Raw genomic sequence first — 19,833 nt, 5'->3', positions numbered from 1 at the left:
AGTCCCGGCGTGCAGTTGCCTGGGTTGGTCGACCTCACGCCGTTGGGCCAGGGCGGTTTCGCGACGGTGTACCGCGCGCGGCAGGTGCGGTTGGACCGCGACGTCGCGGTGAAGGTCAACAACCTGGTGCTGCGCAGCGAGCGCGATCGGCGGCGGTTCCTGAGGGAGGCGCACGCCGCCGCGCGGCTGTCGGGGCACCCGCACGTGGTGTCGGTGCACGACGCGGGCGTCACCCCGGAGGGCACGCCCTACCTGGTGATGGAGCTGTGCACGGGCGGGTCGCTGGCGGATCTGGCCAAGCGGGAGGGTCCGCTGCCCCCGGAGCGGGTGCGGCGGCTGGGCGTCCAGTTGGCCGACGCGCTGGCGGCGGCGCACGCGGAGGGGGTGCTGCACCGGGACATCAAGCCGGGCAACATCCTGCTGGACCGCTACGGCACGCCCAAGCTGGCGGATTTCGGGTTGGCGGCGCTGCTGGACGCCGAGGGCGGCAGCACGGTCACGCGCGACGCGCTGAGCCCGAGCTACGCGCCGCCGGAGGCGTTCGCGATGGCCCAGCCGACCGCCGCGGCCGACGTGTACGCGCTGGCGGCGACGCTGTACGACCTGATGGCGGGCAAGCCGCCGCGGCCGGTGCCGTGGCCGATCGAGTCGTTCGACCACCTGGCGGCGGTGCTGCGGTCGCCGGTGCCGCCGGTGGCCGGTGTGTCGCCGTACCTGCACGCCGCGCTGGAGCGGGCGCTGCACCCGGACGCCGCGCACCGCACGCCGAGCGCGGCGCGGTTCCGGGACGAGCTGGCGCACGAGACACGACCGGCGGAACCGCAGCGGGAACAGCGGCCGAAGCGGAAGGTGTGGCTGGCGGCGGTGGCGGCGGTCCTGCTGGTCGTCGCGGGGGCGGGTCTGTGGTGGTGGAACCGTGACACGACCGCCGCGACGAACGCGCAGCTGCCCCAGCAGGAGGCTCCCCAGCAGGAAGCTCCCCGGCAGGACGGCGCCAAGGAGGATGCGCTCCCGCCGCCGGGGTTGAAGGCGTGCCCCACGGGCTACTGCGTGGCCGAGCCGACCTGCTACCGGGGCATCACGTCCATCGGCGGCATGGCCGCGACCGCGCGGCGGACCGCCGACTGCTCGGTGCAGCACTACTGGGAGGCGTTCGCGGGCGGCTGGCTGTCGGGGCCGGTGCCGAAGGTGGACAACGACGAGCTGGCCAAGGCCCCGGAGGTGGCGGGGGTGTGCACGGTCGAGGCGATGAAGGCCAACACTCGCCCGACCGTGGACACCTCATCGTGGGAGATCACCGCCATCGGCGTCACCGAGGGCGATCAGAGTTACTTCCACTGCTTGGCCAGCGACCCCGAGGTCGGGGAGACGACGACCAGCGCCTTCGGTTCCTGAGGTCGCAGCGCGAAGACCAGCAGCCCGAGGGCGACCAGTGCCAGCACGGACGCGATCGGGGCCAGCGGCAGCAGGCCGACGGTGCTGATCACCACGCCGCCGAACACGCCGGACAGGCCGACGCCGAGGTAGATCGCGGAGGCGTTGAGCGAGAGCAGCAGGCCGCTGTTCGCCGGTGCCAGCGCGATCAGCCAGCTCTGGATGGGCGGGTTGGCCGACCAGGTCAGCGCGCCCCAGGCGAACAGCGCCAGCGCCGCGCCGGGCACCGTGGTGGTGGTCAGCGGCAGGGTCGCCAGCACCGCGGTGAACAGGGTGAACTGCACGATGAGCAGCCGCCGCGCCGCGAACCGGTCGGCCAGCCGGCCGGCGACCCAGTTGCCGGTGACGCTGCCGAGGCCGTAGGCGACGAGCAGCGCGCTGATCACCGGTCCGCGCACACCGGCGGTGGCGGTGAGCAGCGGCGCGATGTAGTTGAACACCGCGAATACCGCGAGGCAGGCCAGCACGGTCAGCGCCAGGACGGTGAGCACGCGCCGGTCGGCCGCCACCGCCAGGCGCTCGCGCAGCCCGACGACGGGCGGGGCGGCCACGCGGGGCAGGCCCGCCCGCACGGCCACAGCGGCCAGCGCGGTCACCGCGGCGATGAGCGCGAAGACGCCCCGGTAGCCCAGCGGTTCGCCGAGCAGGTTGCCCAGCGGCACGCCGAGGACCAGGGAGAACGTCAGCCCGCCGAACACCAGCGCCACGGCGCGTCCGCGCCGCTCGGGTGGGGTGAGGACGGTGGCGACCATGGTCGCGGCGGGGGTGTAGACGGCCGCGCCGAGGGCGCTGAGCACGCGGGAGGCCAGCAGCAGCGGGTAGTTGGGCGCGACGGCGGCCAGCGCGTTGCCGACGGCGGAGAGCGCCAGGGCGGCCACGAGCAGGTCGCGCCGCTCCCACCGGCCGGTGACGACGGCGAGGACGGGTGAGGACAGCGCGTAGGCGATGGCGAAGGCGGTCAGCAGCTGCCCGGCGGTCGCGCTGGAGACGTGCAGCTCGCGGCTGACGGCGGGCAGCACGCCGGAGACGATGTAGCCGCTGGTGCCGACGGCGAAGGTGCCCGCGGCGAGCAGGTGGGTGCGGGTGGGCATGGGCTCCCCCAGTAGACGAAAGTTCGACGGTGACCGTACTACGAAAATCATCAAACTTCGACAGGTTTCGTACTATGGACCCATGACCACGCTGCCTCACCCGGAGCGGGACGAGATCCGGATCGAGCTGGTGCTCCAGGCGCTGGCCGACCCGGTCCGCCTGCGCATCGTGCGCGAACTGGCCGCGGCGGACACCGGCCTGCAGTGCGGCGCGATGGACCTGGGCATCACCAAGTCCACGCTCACCCACCACGTGCGGACGCTGCGCGAGGCCGGCGTGGTGCGGGTGCACCCGCAGGGCACGGCGCGGATCAGCACGCTGCGTCGCGACGACCTGGAGGCCCTCTACCCCGGCCTGCTCGGCGGCATCCTGGCCGCCCCCCGCTGAACGACCGGGGTGAAAACCGGTTGCCCGTCTTCCTAGGGTGGGTAGACGTGCGCGCCTACGCCCGCCTAGCGCTGGCCGGTTTCCGACGTCACTCCATCTACCGCGGGGCCATGTTCGCCGGACTGGCCACCAACGTCGTCTTCGGCGTGATCCGGATGACCGTCCTGGTCGCCGCGGTGTCCGCCGCCGGCCCGATCGCCGGCTACGACACGGCCACCAGCGCGGTCTACGTGTGGTTGGGGCAGGGACTGCTGGCGTTCGTCGTGCTGTGGGGTGACACCCACCTGGCCGAGCGGGTGCGCACCGGCGACGTGGTGGTGGACCTCTACCGGCCGTGGCACCTGCAGGCCGCGCTGTTCGCCGAGGACGTGGGCCGCGCCGGGTTCGCGGTGCTGGTCCGGCTGGTCCCGCCGGTGGCGCTGGGCGCGCTGCTGTTCCCCTTCCGCTGGCCCGACCCCGTGGTGCTGCCGCTGTTCGCGGTGAGCGCGGTGCTGGCGCTGGCCACCAGCTTCGCCGTGCGCTTCCTGCTCAACGCCAGCACGTTCTGGCTGCTGGAGAACCGGGGCTTGCTCAGCGTGTACAACGTGCTCACCCCGGTGCTGTGCGGGCTGGCCGTGCCGCTGGACTTCTTCCCCGGCTGGGCCCGCGACGCGCTGTGGTCCACGCCCTTCCCGGCGATGATCCAGGCCCCGATCGACGTCTTCCTGGAGCGCGGGTCGCCGTGGGCGGTGCTGGCGCACCAGGCGTTCTGGGCCGCCGCGCTGGCCGCGCTGGGCTACTTCGTGCTGCTGCGGGCGATGCGCAAGGTGGTGGTGCAGGGTGGCTGAGCGGGTCTACGCCAAGCTGGTGGCCGCCCGGCTGCGCGGCCAGATGTCCTACCGGCTCTCCTTCGTCCTCGACTGCCTCGCCCAGGCGCTGGCGCAGGTCAGCGAGCTGGCCGTGATCCTGGTGCTGTTCCACCGGGTCCGCGCGCTGGGCGGGTTCTCCGTGGAGGAGGTGCTGCTGCTCTACGCGCTGACCAGCCTCGCGTTCGGCCTCGCCGACGCGGTCGCGGGGCAGCTGGAGCGCCTGCCGACCTACCTGCTCAGCGGTTCCTTCGACGCGCTGCTGCTGCGCCCGCTGGGCACCCTGCCGCAGCTGGCGGTGTCCGACATCCAGCTGCGCAAGCTGGGGCGGGTGGTCGCGGGCCTGGCGCTGCTGGGCTACGCGCTGGCGCGCAACGACATCGCCTGGTCGCCGTGGACCGCGGTGCTCGCGGCGGTGGCGCCGCTGGCGGGCGCGGTGCTGTTCGGCTCGGTGTGGGTGGTGGGCGGCGCGGCGTGCTTCTGGCTCGTCAACGGCCAGGAGCTGACCAACTCGTTCACCTACGGCGGCAGCGCCTTCGCCTCCTACCCGATCACCGTCTACGGCGACTGGACGCGCAGGCTGATGGCCTTCGTGGTGCCGCTGGCCTTCGTCTCGTACTACCCCGGCCTGGCGCTGCTGGGCCGCCCGGACCCGCTGGGCGGCCCCGCGTGGCTGGGCTGGATCTCGCCACTGGTCGCACTGGCCGCCGCCTGCGCGGCGGGCCTGGTGTGGCGGTGGGCCGTGCGGCACTACCGGGGGACTGGATCATGATCGAGGTGCGCGACCTGCGCCGGGAGTTCACGCGGACCCGCAAGCTGGGCCGGTTCCGGCGCGAGCGGACCAGGGTGGTCGCCGTGGACGGGGTCGACCTCGCCGTGGCGGCGGGCGAGGCGGTCGGCTACGTCGGGCCGAACGGGGCCGGGAAGTCCACCACGATCAAGGTGCTCACCGGCGTGCTGGTGCCCACCGCCGGGCACGTGCGGGTGTGCGGGGTGGACCCGGCGCGGCAGCGGCGCGAGCTGGCCAGGCGCATCGGCGTGGTGTTCGGCCAGCGCAGCCAGCTGTGGTGGGACCTGCCGCTGGCGGAGAGCTTCGACCTGCTGCGCGCCGTCTACCGGGTGCCCGCCGCCGACTACGCGCGCCGCCGCGCCGAGTGCGTCGAACTGCTGGAGCTGGGCCCGTTCCTGGCCACCCCGGTCCGCCAGCTCTCGCTGGGGCAGCGGATGCGCGGGGAGATCACCGCCGCGCTGCTGCACGGGCCGGAGCTGCTGGTGCTCGACGAGCCGACGATCGGGCTGGACCTGGAGTCCAAGGAGCGGCTGCGGGAGTTCCTGGCCGAGCTGCACACCTCGCGCGGCACCACCGTGCTGCTGACCACGCACGACCTGGACGACATCGAGCGGCTGTGCCCGCGCCTGGTGGTGATCGACCGGGGCCGGGTGCTGGCCGACGGGCCGCTGGACGCGCTGCGCGCCGAGGTCAGCCCGGAGCGGGTGCTGGTGGTGGACCTGGAACGGCCGCCCGCCGCGCCGCTGGACGACCTGCCCGGCGTGGTGTCGGTGCGCGCCGAGCTGGGCGGGCTGCGCCAGCACCTGTCGTTCCGCCGGGCCGACACCACCGCCGCCGCGCTGATCGCGGCGGTGGCCGGGCGGGCCGCGGTGCACGACCTGTCGGTGGAGGAACCCGAGATCGACGAAGTGGTGCGTCGCCTCTACGCGCGTCGGTAGAGTCGGGCGAAACGGGCAACGACAGATCGGGGTAGGCGATGCGCGCAGGTCGTCCGGTGGCCACCGCACTGCTGGCGCTGGGGCTGATCGGGGCGGTGTCCGGCTGCGAGGCCGTGCAGCAGGCCTCCGACACGGCCAACCAGGTCGGGCAGGCCGCGGACAAGGCGCAGCTGTGCGTCCAGGCCCTCCAGCTGGCCGGGTACACCCCGGACACGGCCAACCCGCAGGCCGCGCTGGAGGAGACCCAGAAGAAGGCCCAGGAGCTCAACGACCTGGCCGCCAAGGCGGGCGACACCACGCTCAAGGACGCCATCCAGGGCGTGTCCACCACGATGAGCCAGGTGACCCTGCAGGACCTCGACCCGCAGTCGCTGGCCACCTGGACGCAGCAGAAGCTGGACCAGGTCGCCAAGCTCTCCCAAGCCTGCTCCTGAGCGGAAACGCCGCGGTCTCGGTACCTTCTGAAGCGTCCTACGCTGTGACGCACCGGGAGGTGTTTGCGGTATGCACGCGACAGCAGGCGACCGGCTGCACATCCACAGCCGCGCGGTGGGCCTTGAGGACCGCGTCGGCGAAATCCTCGAAGTGCGCGGCCAGGAGGGCGCTCCCCCTTACCTGGTCCGCTTCCCCGACGGCCACGAGGGGCTGGTCTTCCCCGGCCCGGACAGCCTGGTCGAGCCCCGCAAGGGCGACTGACCGCCACCCCCGGGCACCGCGGCGCGGGCGCGCCGCGGTGAGGCGAGGCTGTCACTCGATCGAGTGATTTTCCGGCGGGGTTCAGCGCGGGACCGTCAGCCCAGGACCGTCAGCCCTGGATCGTCAGCCCAGGATCGTGGCGATCAGCTCGTCGGCCAGCTCGGGCGTGGCGGCGGCGATGCCGGACCACCGGCGGGACAAGTCCAAGCCGAAGGTCAGCGGGCGCCCGCGCAGGTCCAGCAGCGCGCCGCCCGCCGCGGGCACGGTCACCAGCGCGGCCATCAGGTCCATCAACCGGTGGGTGTCCGAGCCGGGATCGGCGAACGCGTCCACCGAACCCTCCGCCACCAGCGCGGCCTCCAGGCAGGTCGTGCACAGCACGCGCACGCGGTCGGCCTGGTTCGCCACCCGCAGCCACGCCTCCTCGGTGCCCCGCTTGGGACGCATGAGGCAAACGTTTGCCCCGCGCAGCCCGGTGCGGCCGGTGGTCCGGAACGGCGTGGGCACGTCAGCCTTGGCGTGCCAGGCGCGGCCGGTGTCGAACCAGACCGTCAACGCCTCCCTGGGCTCCTCGTCGAGCACCAGCGCGCCCGCGAAGCAGGACAGCGGCACGCCCAGCGCCGCGTTCGCCGAGCCGTCCACCGGGTCCACCACCAGCGTCGTCGCCGAGCCGTTGTCGACGAACCCGGCCTCCTCGGACAGCAGGTTCACCCCCGCCCGCGCGGCCGCGCTCGCGATGGCGTCCTCGACGTAGCGGTCCACCCGCATGGTGGGCGTCCCGTCCGCGCCGTCGGCGATCTCCTCGCGCAGCTCGGCCCTGGTGTGCCGGGCGCGCGCGGTGCCGTAGGCGCGGGCGGCGGCGCGGGCGGTCAGCGCGAGCGCCGGGTGGACGTCGGCGGGCAGGTCGGGATCGGGCACGGGCCACGGGTTCACGGTCACGACCCCCAACATGCCACGGGGGAGGCGGCCGCGAAGGGCCGCCTCCCCCGTTGGGGTTCACGCTCAGATCAGGCCGAGGGCCTGCACCGCGTCGCGCTCCTCGACCAGCTCGGCGACCGAGGCGTCGATGCGGGCGCGGGAGAACTCGTCGATCTCCAGGCCCTGCACGATGGAGTACTTGCCGTCCCGCACGGTCACCGGGAAGGACGAGATCAGGCCCTCCGGCACGCCGTAGGAGCCGTCCGACGGCACGGCCATGGACACCCAGTCGCCCTCGGCGGTGCCGTTGACCCAGTCGTGGACGTGGTCGATCGCCGCGTTGGCCGCCGACGCCGCCGAGGACGCGCCGCGCGCCTCGATGATCGCCGCGCCGCGCTTGGCCACGGTCGGGATGAACTCGTTCTCCAGCCACGCCTGGTCGCCCACGGCCTCGGCCGCGTTGCGCCCGTTGACCTCGGCGTGGAACAGGTCGGGGTACTGGGTGGCCGAGTGGTTGCCCCAGATGGTCAGCTTCTTGATGTCGGTCACGCTGACGCCCAGCTTCTTGGCCAGCTGCGACAGCGCCCGGTTGTGGTCCAGCCGGGTCATCGCGGTGAAGCGCTCGGCCGGGACGTCCGGCGCGTGCCGCTGCGCGATCAGGGCGTTGGTGTTGGCCGGGTTGCCGACCACCAGCACGCGCACGTCGTCGGCCGCGCCCGCGTTGATCGCCTCGCCCTGCGGCTTGAAGATGCCGCCGTTGGCCTCCAGCAGGTCGCCGCGCTCCATGCCCTTGGTGCGCGGGCGGGCGCCGACCAGCAGTGCCACGTTGACCCCGTCGAACGCGGTCTTCGCGTCGTCGGTGATGTCGATGCCGTCCAGCAGCGGGAACGCGCAGTCGTCCAGCTCCATGGCGGTGCCCTCGGCGGCCTTGACCGCCTGCGGGATCTCCAGCAGGCGCAGCCGCACCGGGACGTCGGGGCCCAGCAGCTGACCGGAGGCGATGCGGAACAGCAGTGCGTAGCCGATCTGGCCGGCCGCACCGGTTACGGTGACATTCACGGGCGTGCGGGTCATGAGCCTTCCCGAATGACGATCCTTGGGCCTCGATCCTCGGGCGCACGACCACTAGGCAGGACTGACCTGTCAGCGGCGGTCTCTACACCGGGACCGCGCACCGGGCGGTTGCCCGGCAGGTCGGAGGTTACCAACTGACGAACGGCGGCAAGGTGTGACAGTGGACAACCCCACCGGCGAGATCACCGGCGAGGACTACGCCGACGCGGTGCTGCGCGGACAGGTGTGGGAGCGCAGGTCGTTCGTGGGCTGCGACTTCTCCGAGGCGGACATGCGGGGCCTGGTGACCCGCGGCTGCACGTTCACCGAGTGCGTCTTCGCGCGCACCGACCTCGGCGACTCCGAGCACACCGCCTCGGCGTTCCGGTCGTGCCGGTTCGAGGGCGCGGTGCTCGGCGGCGCGTCGTTCACCTCGTGCTCGCTGCTGGGCTCCCGGTTCGCCGAGTGCGGGCTGCGCTCGCTCACCCTGGTCGAGACCGACCTGACCCTGGTGGGCCTGAGCGGCGCGGAGCTGGCCAAGGCCGCGCTGCGCGGGCTGCGGCTGCGCGAGGCCAACCTCACCGACGCCGACCTGCGCGACGCGGACCTGCGCGAGGCCGACCTGACCGGGGCGCGGCTGACCGGCGCCCGGCTGGCGGGCGCGGACCTGCGCGGGGCGCGGCTGGACGCCAACGCGCTGGTCCAGGCCTCCCTGTTCGGGGCGAAGGTCGACCTCGACACCGCGGTCGCCTTCGCCGCCGCGCACGGCCTCGTCGTGGGGTGACTCAGCGGGTGGGGGCCTCCTGGTTGGCGACCTCCACCAGCACGCCGTCGGCCAGCATCTCGTCGATGGCCTTGGGCAGCAGGTACGCCGTCCCGCCGCCGGGCTGCTCGAACCACGGCACGGCCACCCCGGTCAGCGCCTCCACCGGCCTGCGCAGCCGGTAGACCCGGTACGGGCGGTTGATCCACGAGGGCACCAGCGAGCGCTCGGCGAACGGCGTGCCCGCCGCGTAGACCAGGTTGCCCGAGCCGTCGCCGAAGCGGTCGACCTCCACCCCGGCGGGCAGCTCGACCATCTTCTTGTGCCGGAACAGGGTCAGCGGCGGCTCGCCGCTCATCGGGCTGATCGGCCAGCCGCGGGCGGCCTTCGCGCCGCCCGCCTCGGCGGCCACCGGTTCCGGCGCGGGCGCCGGTGCCGGTGCGGGCGCCGGTGCCGGTGCGGGCCCCGCCGTGGGGCGCGGCGGCGGCAGCGGGCGGCGCTGCTCCTCGCGGAAGCCGTTGCCGACCATCGGCGGGCGCGGCTGCTGCGGTCGGGGCGGCGGAGGCGGCGGGAGCGGGCGGGGCACCCGCCTGCCGGTCAGCACCAGCTTGCCGACCAGGTAGGCCGCGGCGTCCTCCAGGCGGTCGAAGCGCACCGGGTGGGCGGGCCCGTGGTCGAACCAGGCCACCTCCCAGTCCTGGCCCTCGGTGCGCAGCACCCAGGTGCGGTCGGCGGGCTCGCCGAAGCGGTAGGCGCTGGGCGGCACGTCCAGCTCGTCCAGCGCGCGGCGCACGCCCACCAGCTCGCGCTCCTCCTCCGGGGTGACCTTGCGCGGCTCGGGCGGCGGCGCGGGAGCCTGCGCGGGAACCGGTGCGGGAACCGGTGCGGGAGCCGGAGCCTGCGCCGGGGGTTCCGGCGCGTACAGCTCGTCCTGGTCGACCTCGAACTCGGTGGTCTCCTCGGTCTCCGCCGGGTCGTCGCCCTGCGGCGCCTCGGCCCTCGGCTCGGGGTGGGGCTCCGGGCGGGGCTCCGGGTGCGGTTCGGGTTCCGGCTCCGGTTCGGGGTGCGGCTCGGCTTCGGCGCGGTCGTCCTCGAAGCGCTCGTCCTCGAAGTGCTCTTCCTCGAAGTGCTCGACGGGGTCGAAGACCTGGGTGTCCTGGGCGGTGGAGGGCGCGGGCTCCGGTTCGAGGATCTGGGTCTCCTGGGCCGAGCGCAGCGGCTCGCCCTCTTCCTCCTCGTCCTCCTCGTACCGGTCGTCCTCGAAGCGCTCCTCCTGGTGCCGCTCCTCCTCGAAGCGCTCGGCGCGCGATTCGGCACGGGGTTCGGCGGAGCCGAAGCGGCGCTCCTCCAGCCCCAGCCCGCCCTGCGGCTCCGGTGGCGCGGGCTCGGTCGCGCGCGGCTGCTCGGCGGTGCGCTCCGCCTCCTCCGGCTCATCGTCGGAGAACGGGCTCCACGCCTGGGTGTCCTGCGCGTCGCGGTCGTACCTGGGCGGCGCGAACAGGTCCACGTCCTCCCCGTAGGACTCGCGGCGGTACCGGTCGTCGATCACCGGGCCGTCCTCGTCGAAGGTCACCCGGTACGGCGGGCCGCCCTGGTAGTTCAGCGCGGTGGAGCCCGGCGTCGCCAGGCTCACCGTCTCCTGGACCGCGGCGGGCTGCCGCTCCGGCTCGGCGGCCCGCACGTCCACGGGCTCCACCGGGGGCTCGTCCGCGTGGTCGTCCGCGTAGTCCTCCGCGTAGTCCTCCGCGTAGTCCTCGGCGGGGCCTGCGGGTGCCGGGGGGCGGGGCAGCGGGGTGTCGCGGGGCGCGGCGGCGGCCCCGAGGTTGGCCGCGGCGGCCACGCGGGCCTCCTCGGTCACCTCCGGCACCACGAAGTCGTGCGCGCGGGCCCGCTCGACCAGCTCCGGCTCCGGCGGCACGCCGTAGGCGCGCAGGTAGTAGCCGACCGCGGCGGGCCAGATCCAGTGCCCGTCGGTCTGGAACGCCACCGGCACCACCTGCGGCAGGTCCGGGTCCAGCACGTCGGCGTCGAAGCCGCGGCCCGACACCACCACCGGCGCGCGGTCCAAGTAGGACAGCAGCAGCTCGCGCTCGTCCTCCGGCACCGGCGGGCGGTTCACCGCCGGGCGGCCACCGGGCCCCGCGCCGTCGAACACCCGCGCGGTCCGGTAGCCCTGCGGCACCGGGGCGGGCGCAGGAGCGGGCGCAGGAGCGGGCACCGGCGTCGGCACGGGGGTCGCGCCGGTGGTCGCCGCGGTGACCACCGCGGCGGGCACCAGGGCGGTCACCGCGCCGGGTGACACCGGGGGCAGCACCGACGGCACCACCGCGGTCGCCGCGGTGGGCACCACGGCGGGCGGCGTGGGCGGCTGGGGCTGCACGGCCTGGAGCCTGCGCCGCAACCAGTCCGGCAGGTTCTCGTCGGTGCGCGGGAAGAACCGCACCTCGTCCAGGTACGCCTGCGGCGGCGGAGGCGTGTGCCAGGACGGCTCCGCGCGGTCGAAGTCCAGGTTGTAGCTGGACGGGTGGTCCAGCTGGTAGCGGGCGTTGGACCAGGTTCCCCGGCCGTCCCGGTACATGCCCGCGCGCAACCGGGCGAACAGCCCGGCCACCTCCTGCGGCGGGGACCAGGCGCGGACGTCGCCGTCCGCCGAGCGGACCTCGGCGGACAGCTCGAAGTACCGGCCGGTCGCGCGGTACTCCGCCGTCACGTGCTGCCAGTCCTCCGGGGCAGCCCGCATCAGCGTGAGGCCGATCTGCTTGACCAGGGCGTCCTGCTCGGTCGGGTTCAGCGGCTTCGGCTCGGACACGTGCACCATCTTCCCCCGCGACACCGGGTGCCCGCACACGCCCCCGTTACCCCGAACGGTCCAATCGTTCGAGTGAGGGCGTCAGAGCTGCGGCGCGGGCGGCTCCGTGGTCGCCTCCTGGATCTCCACCAGGCTGCCGTCGGCCAGGAACTCCCGCACCGACCTGGCCAGGAAGAAACCCGTGCCGCCGCCGACCTGCCCGAACCAGGGCACCGCGATGCCCTTGAGCGCGGGGACCGGACGCTGCACCCGGTAGACGTGGTAGCGGCGGTTCAGCCAATCGGGTGGGAGGGAGCGGTTGCCGTACATCGTGCGCGCCGCGTAGACGAGGTTGCCCTCCTCCGCCCCGAACCGGTCGATCTCCGCCCCGACCGGCAGCACCACCGGCTCGCGGTCGCGGAACAGCGACAGCGGCGGCTCGTCGGGCAGCGGCTGGATCTCCGCGACCGTCCGAACCGGACCCGTGGCGGGCGAGGCGTCCACGGGGGCCGGGCGCTGCCCGCGCGCCTGGTCCATGTCGTCGCGCCACAGCAGCTCCGCCAGCAGCGCCTTGCCCGCGTCCACCGCGTGCTCGTAGACCCTCGGCCTGCCCTGCGGCCCCCGGTTGGCGTCCCAGAACTGCACCTGCCAGCCACGCCCGCCCGGCGCGGGCTCGACCACCAGCGCGTCCGGCTTCGGCTCGCCGATGCCGTACTCGGCGGGCAGCACCCCGAAGTGCTCCAGCCTGCCGCGCAGGTGCTCCAGCGCGCGCCGGTCGGCCTCGGAGACCACCGGCGGCCGGTACTCCGGCAGCGGGGCGGACTCGGCCTGCCCCATCGCCACCGCCGAAGCCGCGTTCTCCGCCGCCGTCCCCACCTCGGGAACCCGGTAGTCGTTGTCCCGGATGTGCTGCACCAGCTGCGGCACCGGCGGCACGTGGTGCTTGCGCAGGTAGTGCGCGACCGCGCCGGACCACACCCAGGTGCCGTCGGTGTGGTAGGTCAGCGGCACGTCGGCGGGCGCGTCCGGGGCCAGCGCGTCCTGGCCGAAGCTGCGCGCGGACAGCACGACCGGCGCGCTCTCCAGGTAGGCCAGCACGTCGTCGCGCTCCTGCGGGTGCACCGGGGGCCGGTCGTGCACCGGCCTGCCCTGCGCGTCCGCGCCGTCGAACACCGGGGCCTCGAACAGCGCGTCCGGCGACGGCAGGCCCGCGCGCTCGCGCAGCCACCGCGGGATCGCGTCGTCGGGGCGCGGGAAGGAGTCCAGCTCCTCCAGGTAGAAGCGCTCCGGGGGCCGGTGCGTCCAGTCCGGCTCGGCGTCCCACTCGTACTCCACCGAGTACTGGTTGGGGTGGGTCAGCTGGTACTTCATCGAGTACCAGGTGCCCTTGTCCGGGTCGTACATGCCCTGGCGCAGGTGCAGGAAGAACGGCAGCGCCTCCGGCGGCAGCTCCCACTCCACCGACTGGCCGAAGATGGTCAGCACCGAGGTTGGCGCCTCCAGGTAGCCGCCCACCACCCGCAGGTCCAGGAACAGCCGCTCCCAGTCCCCCGGCAGCCGGTGCACCAGCAGCGTGGTCACCGACCCCAGCACGACGTTCTGCTCGTCCAGGCCGAGCTGCTGCGGCGCGGTCATCCGTTCTGCTCCTCGTTGCGTGCCTCGGCGAGCTTCTCGCGCAGCCAGTCCGGGACGAACGCCTCGTCACGGGGGAAGACCTCCAGGTCGCGCGCGAAGTGCGCGGCCGGGATCGGCGGGTTCCACTGCGGGTCGTGGTCCATGTTGTAGCTGATGTCGATGCGGGTCGGGGCGTTGATCACGCACCGCGCGGAGAACCACGTGCCGCGGCCGGGCTCGTGCACCACCTGCCGCAGCTCGGCGAAGGCGGGCACCAGCCCCTCCGGCGGGAACACCTCCGGCGTCGAGCCGTCGGGCATGTAGACGGTGATCGTCACGTCCTGCACCGCGACGTTCATCCGCACCACCACGTCGACGCGGCGGAACCCCTCGGGGGCCACGTCCAGCAGCATCCCGCCGATCCGCTGCATCAGCTCCTGGTGGCGCTGCTCAGAAGTCGGCGGGCCAGAGGGCTGCGTTGTGGTCATTCGGGTAGCTCCTGACGTGAATCCTGGTGGTGCCGTCGGCGAGCGTCTCGCGCCAGCGGGTCTGGTAGGTGTGCGGGTGCAGCTGACCCGGTTCCCGCAGCGCGAAGGTGTCGATCAACTCGACCGTACCGCCACCGCCGCGGACGAACTCGGCTCGGTCCCGCTCCATCTGGTACCAGGTCTCCTCCGGCAGGAACGCCGGTCGCTGGTTGCCCTGGTTCTGGTCCCGCTGCTGGTCGGCGATGTTGGCCCCCTCGGCGGGGAAGCCCGCCTCGTTGCCCAGCAGGTGACCGCCGTCGGAGAGGTTCTTGCCGTCCGGGCCCTTGCCGCCGTAGGAGCCCTCGTCGGTCTGCGCCTTGGTGTCGCGGCGGATCTCGCCGCCCGCCTCGAAGTCCGGCACGCCCGTCGCGGCCACCGCGCGGCCGTTGGAGTCCGTGCGCCCCCGCCACATGCCGTCGTCGGCGACGATCACCGCGTTCGGCGGCGCGTTGTTCATGTCCGGGTTGAACGGGTTGTAGGTGTGGATCAGCCGCGCCGCGCCGGACTCGTCGGTCTGGAACGTGCCGTAGCCGCGCCCCTCCTCGTCCACCAGCGTGAACCGGGTGCCCGGCGGCAGGTCGCGACCCGCGAACGGCGTGCGGTTGCCCACCGGGCGCTCCACCTCGGCCAACTGCTGCGGCGTCCACCCGCTGGTGTCGCCCTCGACGCGCACCGTGCGCGTGGGCGGGTTGCCGCTGACCTCCTGCACCACCCGCACCTCGCCGTTGGGCGGGGCGGGCCAGCCGGGGTCCAGCTGCCTGCGCGTGCCGTAGAAGCCGTCGGTGGTGACGTTCGCGCCGTCGGGGGCGTGCGTGACCTCCGGGTTGGTCCGGCCGCGCTGGCCCGAGTACGACTCCTGGTAGATCACCCTGCCGTCGTCGCCGGTGATGAACCGGCCCCGGTACTGGCCGTTGTTCTCGGTGACCAGGTACTCGCGGTTGGGCTCGAACGTCCGCCTCGGGTCGGTCGCGAACGGCTTGCCCTGCCGCACGTCGTCGACCCGGATCGGCTCGCCCGTGGTCGGCGGGACCACGGCGGCCACGCCCGGCTCGGGGTGGCCGTTGGAGTCCGTGCGGTACTCCTGGTAGTGCGGGCCCCGGTCGACGTTGTAGTTCGCGCCGTGGATCGGCGTGGTCAGCTCCGGGTTCGGCCGGTCGCCCAGGTAGTCCGGCGCGCTGATCCACTTCGGCCTGCCGTCGCCGTCGGTCTGCACCGTGCCGCGGTAGTTGCCCTCGGTGTCGGTGACCTCCATCCGCGTGTTCGGCGGCAGGTCGGTGCGCTGGGTGAACGCCTCCCCCGGTCGCGGCGCCATCGGGTGGTCGGCCCCGACGGTCTGCCTGCCGTTGGCGGGCGGCACCACGTCGTCGATGGTGACCAGGCGGTTGACCGTGATGGTCCGGCTGCCCACCCTGACCCGGTCGGCCTGGTACTGGCGGGTGCCGTCGGCGTTGGCCACGAACACGTCGTTGCGGTTGCCGACCTGCACCCGGTAGTGCGCCTCGCCGCGCGGCGGGAAGGAGACCTCCGGGTTGACACCGTGCCGCGTGTTCGGCGCGACCGCGTCGACGAAGATCCGGCCCTGCGCGTCCACGTGCACCACGCTGCGCACCTGGCCATCGGGGTTGCGCACCTCGATGCGGGTGTCGCGGGGCAGGTCCCGGCCGTCGAACAGGGGCTGGTGCTCGGGCAGCTGCACGGTCTGCCGGTGCGTGGTCGACGGCTCGGCCCACGGCGTCTGGCGCTGCGGCTCCAAGTCGCTGGTGGCCCGGTGCGCGGAGTCGTCCGCGCCCGCCAGGTCGCCCCTGGGCTCGTGGCCCGGCGGCATCCCGTGCTCGCCGGTCGGCGTGATCGTGCCGTCCGGGTCGAAGGCGTGCCAGCCGCCGTCCGGCGGGATGCGCGGGCCGCCGCTGTCGTCGCGCGTGCTGGCGTAGACGTTGCCGTGCTGGTCCGACCACGCCAGCGCGTCCGGCGCGATCACCCGCTGCCCGGTCTCGCGGGCCACGTGCGCGGCGAGGCTGTTCTCGCCGCCCGCGCCCGCCTCGCAGCCGACGAACACGATCGTCCGGTCGGCCAGGTTCGGGTGGTTGTTGATCAGCTCGACCAGCTCGGCGCGGCTGTAGTGGGTGCCGCCGATCCGCACGCCGTCGCCGTCGGTGTGCACGTCCAGCACCACCTGGCCGTCGCTGGCCGGGATGCGGCCGGACAGCTCGCGCAGCCGGTCCTCGGTGTGCAGCGCGACACCCGCGTCGGTGACCTGGCTGTTGCGGATCGCCTGGTCCACCCGCTGGGACACCTCGCCCAGCGGGATCGGCCCGGTGTGGCTGACCGGCCCCAGGTCCGGGTTCGGCGCCAGGTCCCCCGGCCCGTCCCCGCTGGTGTAGCCGTCGAACGCGCCCGCCTGCGCCTCGGCCACCGACGCCGTCTCCGGCGTGCGCACGTTGCCGTCGGCGTCGAACGTGCCGAAGTCCGGCGGCAGCACCCGGCCGTCCGCGGGCGGGGTGGCGACCTCGCGCATCACGCCCAGGTCGATCAGGCGCTGGACGCTGATCTGGCCCGTGGTCGGGTCCGCAAGGTCCGCGTCGAACACCGGCTGGAGCTGACGCGCGCCACCCGGCTGGTCGAACGCCGGGGCGACCGAGGCCAGCTCCACGGTGAGCGGCGCGTCCAGGACGTAGACGTGGTAGCCCTTGCCCAGGCTGTCGGGCAGGATCGCGCGCTGCCCGAAGCCGTAGGGCTGGCCGTCCGGGCGCAGCGGCGACAGGAAGTTGCCGTAAGGGCTGCCGAAGCGGTCCAGGACCGTGCCCGCCGGGAGCTCGACGACCACGCGCGGGCCGTCCGCGCCCTGGTTCGGCGGCCAGGCGATGTTGCCGTCCGGGGTGCTGTGGGCCTGGATGAACGGCTCGTAGCCACCGTGCGGGCCGTAGGGCTGGTAGGTGGGCTCGACCAGGGCGGCGGCGCGCTGGTCGTAGGTGCCCACCTCGCGGTCGGTGGGGCCGGTGCTCTCGTGGACGGAGTGGTACGGGCCGTCCTGGGAGAAGCCGGGGACCACGCCGTCCGGCTGGCCCCAGCCGTTGCGGTGCGGGAACGGGTCCGCCGCCGAGTCGGTCGCCGAGTCGGTCGCCGGGGTGGTGTCCGGCGTGCTGGTGTCCGCAGTGGTGGTGTCCGGAGTGGTCGGCGTGGTGTCCTGCGGCCACTCGTGGCTGGCTGCGGGCGTGTGCTCGTCCCCCGGTGCGCCGGTGGTGTCGGCAGGGGGGTTCGGCGCGGGACCGTCCGGTGTGGAGCCGTTCGGCGTCGGAGCCGGGGGCGGCGTCGGGCCGTCCGAGCCACGTGCCGCAGGGGCGGGACCGGTGGCGGCCGGAGGTGCCTCGGGACGCCGGACCGGGCTGTCGGGGCGCGTGTCGGGGCGCGTGTCGGTGCCGCGAGCGACGGGAGCGTCCGGGCGCGGCGGGGCCGTGTCGGCACCACGGGCGACCGGCCCGTCCGGACGCAGCGGCGCGGGAGCACCCGGCTGCGGACCGAAACCGCCGGGCTGCGGACCGAACCCCGACTGGGGACCGAACCCCGACTGGGGACCGAACCCCGACTGGGGACCGAACCCCGACTGGGGACCGAACCCCGGCTGGGGACCGAACCCGCCCGCCGGGGGCGCGACGGGACCGCGCTGCTCGGGCATGACCGGCGCGCTGTGCTGCGGCGCGGGACCGACGTCGCGAACCGGCTGGACCGGCGTCCCGGTGGTCGAACTGGCGGCGACCGCGTCGGTGCCCTGAACCGGACGGTTGTGCCCGCCTGCGTGGTCGTCGGTGAAGAAACCGCCGCTGGTGGGCAGCGACGGGCCACGGCCACCCCCGCTCGGCGCGGGCATCCCGCCGGGCGGGGGCATGAGCCCACCGCCACCGGGGACGGGTCCGCCCATGCCACCGGAAGGCGCGTGACCACCCGAGGGCGGCACGGCGGTCGGGGCGCTGTGCGCGGCCGGGGGCACGACGCCCGCAGCGGGTGCGGGCCCACCAGCGGTGGGCAGGACGCCGGGCACCGGCCCGCTGGCGGGCGAGCCACCGGGGATCGGCCCACCGGGGACCGAACCGCTGGGGCTCGAACCACCGGGGATCGAACCACCGGGCAGCGAACCACCGGGAGGCATTCCACCGGGAGGCATTCCACCGGGCAGTGGTGCACCCGAAGGCATCCCGCCCGGAGTCGGTCCACCCGCAGTCGGTCCACCGGGCACCGGTCCACCGGGCAGGGGGCCGCCGGGGAACGGGCTGCCGGGGATCGGACCACCCGGCCGCGGCGCACCTCCCGCCGGACCGCCGGGTGCGGTCGTCCCCTGAGCGGGGCCGCCTGCGGGCGAGCCGCCCGGAGTCGAACCGGTCGGAGTCGAACCGGTCGGAGTCGAACCGGTCGGAGCCGAACCGGTCGGAGCCGAACCGGTCGGAGCCGAACCGGTCGGAGCCGAGCCCGCGTGCGCGGGGCTGCCCGCTCCCGGACCACCCGGCACGGCACCACCAGGGGTGGGACCACCGGGGGTGGGACCGGGCAGTCCACCCGCGTGCGTCGGGCCGCCCGCCAATCCGGTGGGCGTCATCGCCGGAGCACGCCCACCGGGCGTGAGAGCGGGCGCGCCACCCGGCGTGGCCCCGGCCGGAGCACCGCCCGGCGTCGGGCCGCCACCGGGGAACCCACCGGGGGCGCGGCCACCCGATGAAGTGTTGCTCGACGGGGTGCTGCTCGGCGCGTTGCCGCTCGGCGTGGCCCCGCTGGGAGTGGTGCCGTTGGGCGCCGCACCCAGGCGGCCGGTGATCGAGGAGCCGCCACCGCCCGTGGTCGTCGTGGGTAGCGAACCACCCGTCGGAGTCCCGGCGGGCCCGTGGTCACCGCCGCCCACCGACGGCGGCGGAGCGGCCACCGTGCCCGGCGCGGGCGGCGCGGCCACGGCGGAGGTCGCGGTGGTGCCGGACGAGCCGCCCACCCGCTCGAACCCGTCGCGGCTCACGCTCGGCCCAGCGGGCGCACCACCCGGTGTGCCCCCTGGTGTGCCTCCCGGCGTGCCGCCGCCTGCGGGCCCGACGTCCGGCGGCCTGCTCACCGGCCCGCCCAGGTCGGGCGGGCCGCCGTCCGGGCCGCCCGCGGTCACCCGCGGCGCTTCGACGGTCAGGCCGTCCTTCGCCCCGCCGACACCACCCGACACGGCCCCGGAGGTGGCCCCGAACAGCACGTCCTTCGCGCTGATGTCCTGGCCCATCACCGCGGCCGTGCCCACGGTGCTGACCGCGCCCTCGACCGCGCCCCTGGTGGCACCCGCCGCCACCTGTCCCGCCAGGCCGCCGCCCTCGAACTTCAGCCCGCCGGACAGGCCGCCGACCACCCCGGACACCGCGCCGGACACGGCCGCCTCGCCGGTCTTGCCCCAGTCCCAGTCCTTCCGGTCGCCGCGGGCGACCTGCACCGCCTGGATCGCCACGTCGATGCCGACCGAGATGGCGACCTCGCGCAGGATCGCGATGACCAGCTGGCGGAAGGTGAACTGCACGATCAACCGGGTCGCCTGCTGGGCGATCGGGATGCCCGCCGTGGACGCGCCGAAGGTGCCGAACGCCGCGGCGACCAGCGCGGCGATCTCGATCGCCAGCATGATCAGCGACGCGATGATCGACAGCTTGGTGTACTCCACCTCCAGGGCGGTGTTGTCGCAGCTCTCGGCCAGCTGCTCGCAGATCTTCTGCAGCTTGGGCAGGTAGGAGTCGTCCCCCGCGGCGAACTTGTCCCAGTACTCCTGGAAGTGCCTGGCCGCCTCGCCGGTCTGGCTGGCGGTCACCGTCGACGCGGCGCCGCCGCCCTCGTCGATGACCGCCTTCACGCCCTGCGCGGCCGTGCGGTAGGCGTCGGCCATCCGGCGCAAGGCCGTCTCGTCGCCCTCCGGCCAGCTCTGCCCGACCACGATCGGGAACAGCCAGGTGACCTCGCTCGGGATCTCGATTCCCACGC

At 74.4% G+C, this 19,833-nt stretch carries 15 protein-coding genes; 8 read left to right on the top strand and 7 right to left on the bottom strand.

All coding sequences use genetic code 11. From position 1 onward, the window contains the following. Positions 1 to 9 precede the first annotated feature (9 nt). Positions 10 to 1,395: a serine/threonine-protein kinase gene (locus IEZ00_RS17200; RefSeq protein WP_189224256.1), complete on the top strand. Its 1,386-nt coding sequence runs from the start codon at positions 10 to 12 to the stop codon at positions 1,393 to 1,395. On the opposite strand, the gene IEZ00_RS17195 is transcribed toward IEZ00_RS17200, so the two are convergent. Further along, a complete protein-coding gene (locus IEZ00_RS17195) occupies positions 1,329 to 2,525 on the bottom strand; it encodes an MFS transporter (RefSeq protein WP_189224255.1) in 1,197 nt (398 codons plus the stop codon). The two genes, IEZ00_RS17200 and IEZ00_RS17195, sit on opposite strands and share 67 nt — an antisense overlap. An 82-nt stretch (positions 2,526 to 2,607) precedes the next feature. Between IEZ00_RS17195 and IEZ00_RS17190 the strand changes: the two genes are divergently transcribed. From IEZ00_RS17190 to IEZ00_RS17165, 6 genes are all read left to right on the top strand, one after another. Further along, positions 2,608 to 2,913, top strand: a complete 306-nt coding sequence (locus tag IEZ00_RS17190; protein ID WP_189224254.1) for an ArsR/SmtB family transcription factor — start codon at positions 2,608 to 2,610, stop codon at positions 2,911 to 2,913. 47 nt (positions 2,914 to 2,960) lie between these two features. Continuing rightward, a complete protein-coding gene (locus IEZ00_RS17185; RefSeq protein WP_189224253.1) occupies positions 2,961 to 3,740 on the top strand; it encodes an ABC transporter permease in 780 nt (259 codons plus the stop codon). After that, positions 3,733 to 4,530: an ABC transporter permease gene (locus IEZ00_RS17180; RefSeq protein WP_189224252.1), complete on the top strand. Its 798-nt coding sequence runs from the start codon at positions 3,733 to 3,735 to the stop codon at positions 4,528 to 4,530. The genes IEZ00_RS17185 and IEZ00_RS17180 overlap by 8 nt, the downstream gene beginning before the upstream one ends. After that, a complete protein-coding gene (locus tag IEZ00_RS17175) occupies positions 4,527 to 5,486 on the top strand; it encodes an ABC transporter ATP-binding protein (protein WP_189224251.1) in 960 nt (319 codons plus the stop codon). The genes IEZ00_RS17180 and IEZ00_RS17175 overlap by 4 nt, the downstream gene beginning before the upstream one ends. Before the next feature lie 38 nt (positions 5,487 to 5,524). After that, positions 5,525 to 5,920: a bacteriophage spanin2 family protein gene (locus IEZ00_RS17170; protein ID WP_189224250.1), complete on the top strand. Its 396-nt coding sequence runs from the start codon at positions 5,525 to 5,527 to the stop codon at positions 5,918 to 5,920. A gap of 70 nt (positions 5,921 to 5,990) precedes the next feature. After that, the gene (locus IEZ00_RS17165) at positions 5,991 to 6,182 is read left to right on the top strand and encodes a DUF1918 domain-containing protein (protein ID WP_189224249.1); all 192 of its coding nucleotides are present in this window, start codon (positions 5,991 to 5,993) and stop codon (positions 6,180 to 6,182) included. A gap of 123 nt (positions 6,183 to 6,305) precedes the next feature. Here IEZ00_RS17165 and IEZ00_RS17160 read toward each other — a convergent pair whose 3' ends face one another. After that, positions 6,306 to 7,121 carry an inositol monophosphatase family protein gene (locus IEZ00_RS17160; RefSeq protein WP_306344680.1) on the bottom strand — a complete coding sequence of 272 codons (816 nt, stop codon included), beginning with the start codon at positions 7,119 to 7,121 and terminating at the stop codon, positions 6,306 to 6,308. Positions 7,122 to 7,184: 63 nt separating this feature from the next. Then, on the bottom strand, positions 7,185 to 8,174 hold the full coding sequence (locus IEZ00_RS17155; protein WP_189224247.1) for a malate dehydrogenase: 990 nt from the start codon (positions 8,172 to 8,174) through the stop codon (positions 7,185 to 7,187). A 160-nt stretch (positions 8,175 to 8,334) separates the two neighbouring features. On the opposite strand from IEZ00_RS17155, the gene IEZ00_RS17150 reads away from it, so the two are divergent. Continuing rightward, positions 8,335 to 8,937, top strand: coding sequence for a pentapeptide repeat-containing protein (locus IEZ00_RS17150; protein ID WP_189224246.1), 603 nt, complete (start codon positions 8,335 to 8,337; stop codon positions 8,935 to 8,937). Between the two features lies 1 nt (position 8,938). Here IEZ00_RS17150 and IEZ00_RS17145 read toward each other — a convergent pair whose 3' ends face one another. The 4 genes from IEZ00_RS17145 to IEZ00_RS17130 all read right to left on the bottom strand — a co-directional run bounded on the left by IEZ00_RS17145 (position 8,939) and on the right by IEZ00_RS17130 (position 19,831). Further along, positions 8,939 to 11,734 (bottom strand): TNT domain-containing protein, encoded by a 2,796-nt coding sequence (locus tag IEZ00_RS17145; RefSeq protein WP_229795848.1) that lies wholly within the window; start codon positions 11,732 to 11,734, stop codon positions 8,939 to 8,941. 72 nt (positions 11,735 to 11,806) lie between these two features. Then, the gene (locus tag IEZ00_RS17140) at positions 11,807 to 13,339 is read right to left on the bottom strand and encodes a TNT domain-containing protein (RefSeq protein WP_189224245.1); all 1,533 of its coding nucleotides are present in this window, start codon (positions 13,337 to 13,339) and stop codon (positions 11,807 to 11,809) included. Next, positions 13,336 to 13,806: a hypothetical protein gene (locus IEZ00_RS17135; protein WP_189224244.1), complete on the bottom strand. Its 471-nt coding sequence runs from the start codon at positions 13,804 to 13,806 to the stop codon at positions 13,336 to 13,338. Before IEZ00_RS17135 ends, IEZ00_RS17140 begins: the two co-directional genes overlap by 4 nt. After that, the gene (locus IEZ00_RS17130; RefSeq protein ID WP_189224243.1) at positions 13,769 to 19,831 is read right to left on the bottom strand and encodes a WXG100-like domain-containing protein; all 6,063 of its coding nucleotides are present in this window, start codon (positions 19,829 to 19,831) and stop codon (positions 13,769 to 13,771) included. The genes IEZ00_RS17135 and IEZ00_RS17130 overlap by 38 nt, the downstream gene beginning before the upstream one ends. Positions 19,832 to 19,833 lie beyond the last annotated feature (2 nt).

This window comes from Saccharothrix coeruleofusca, assembly GCF_014648515.1.
Lineage (GTDB): Bacteria > Actinomycetota > Actinomycetes > Mycobacteriales > Pseudonocardiaceae > Actinosynnema > Actinosynnema coeruleofuscum.
The sequence above is the reverse complement of the archived record's forward strand: the minus strand, read 5'-3'. Positions and strand labels throughout refer to the sequence as shown.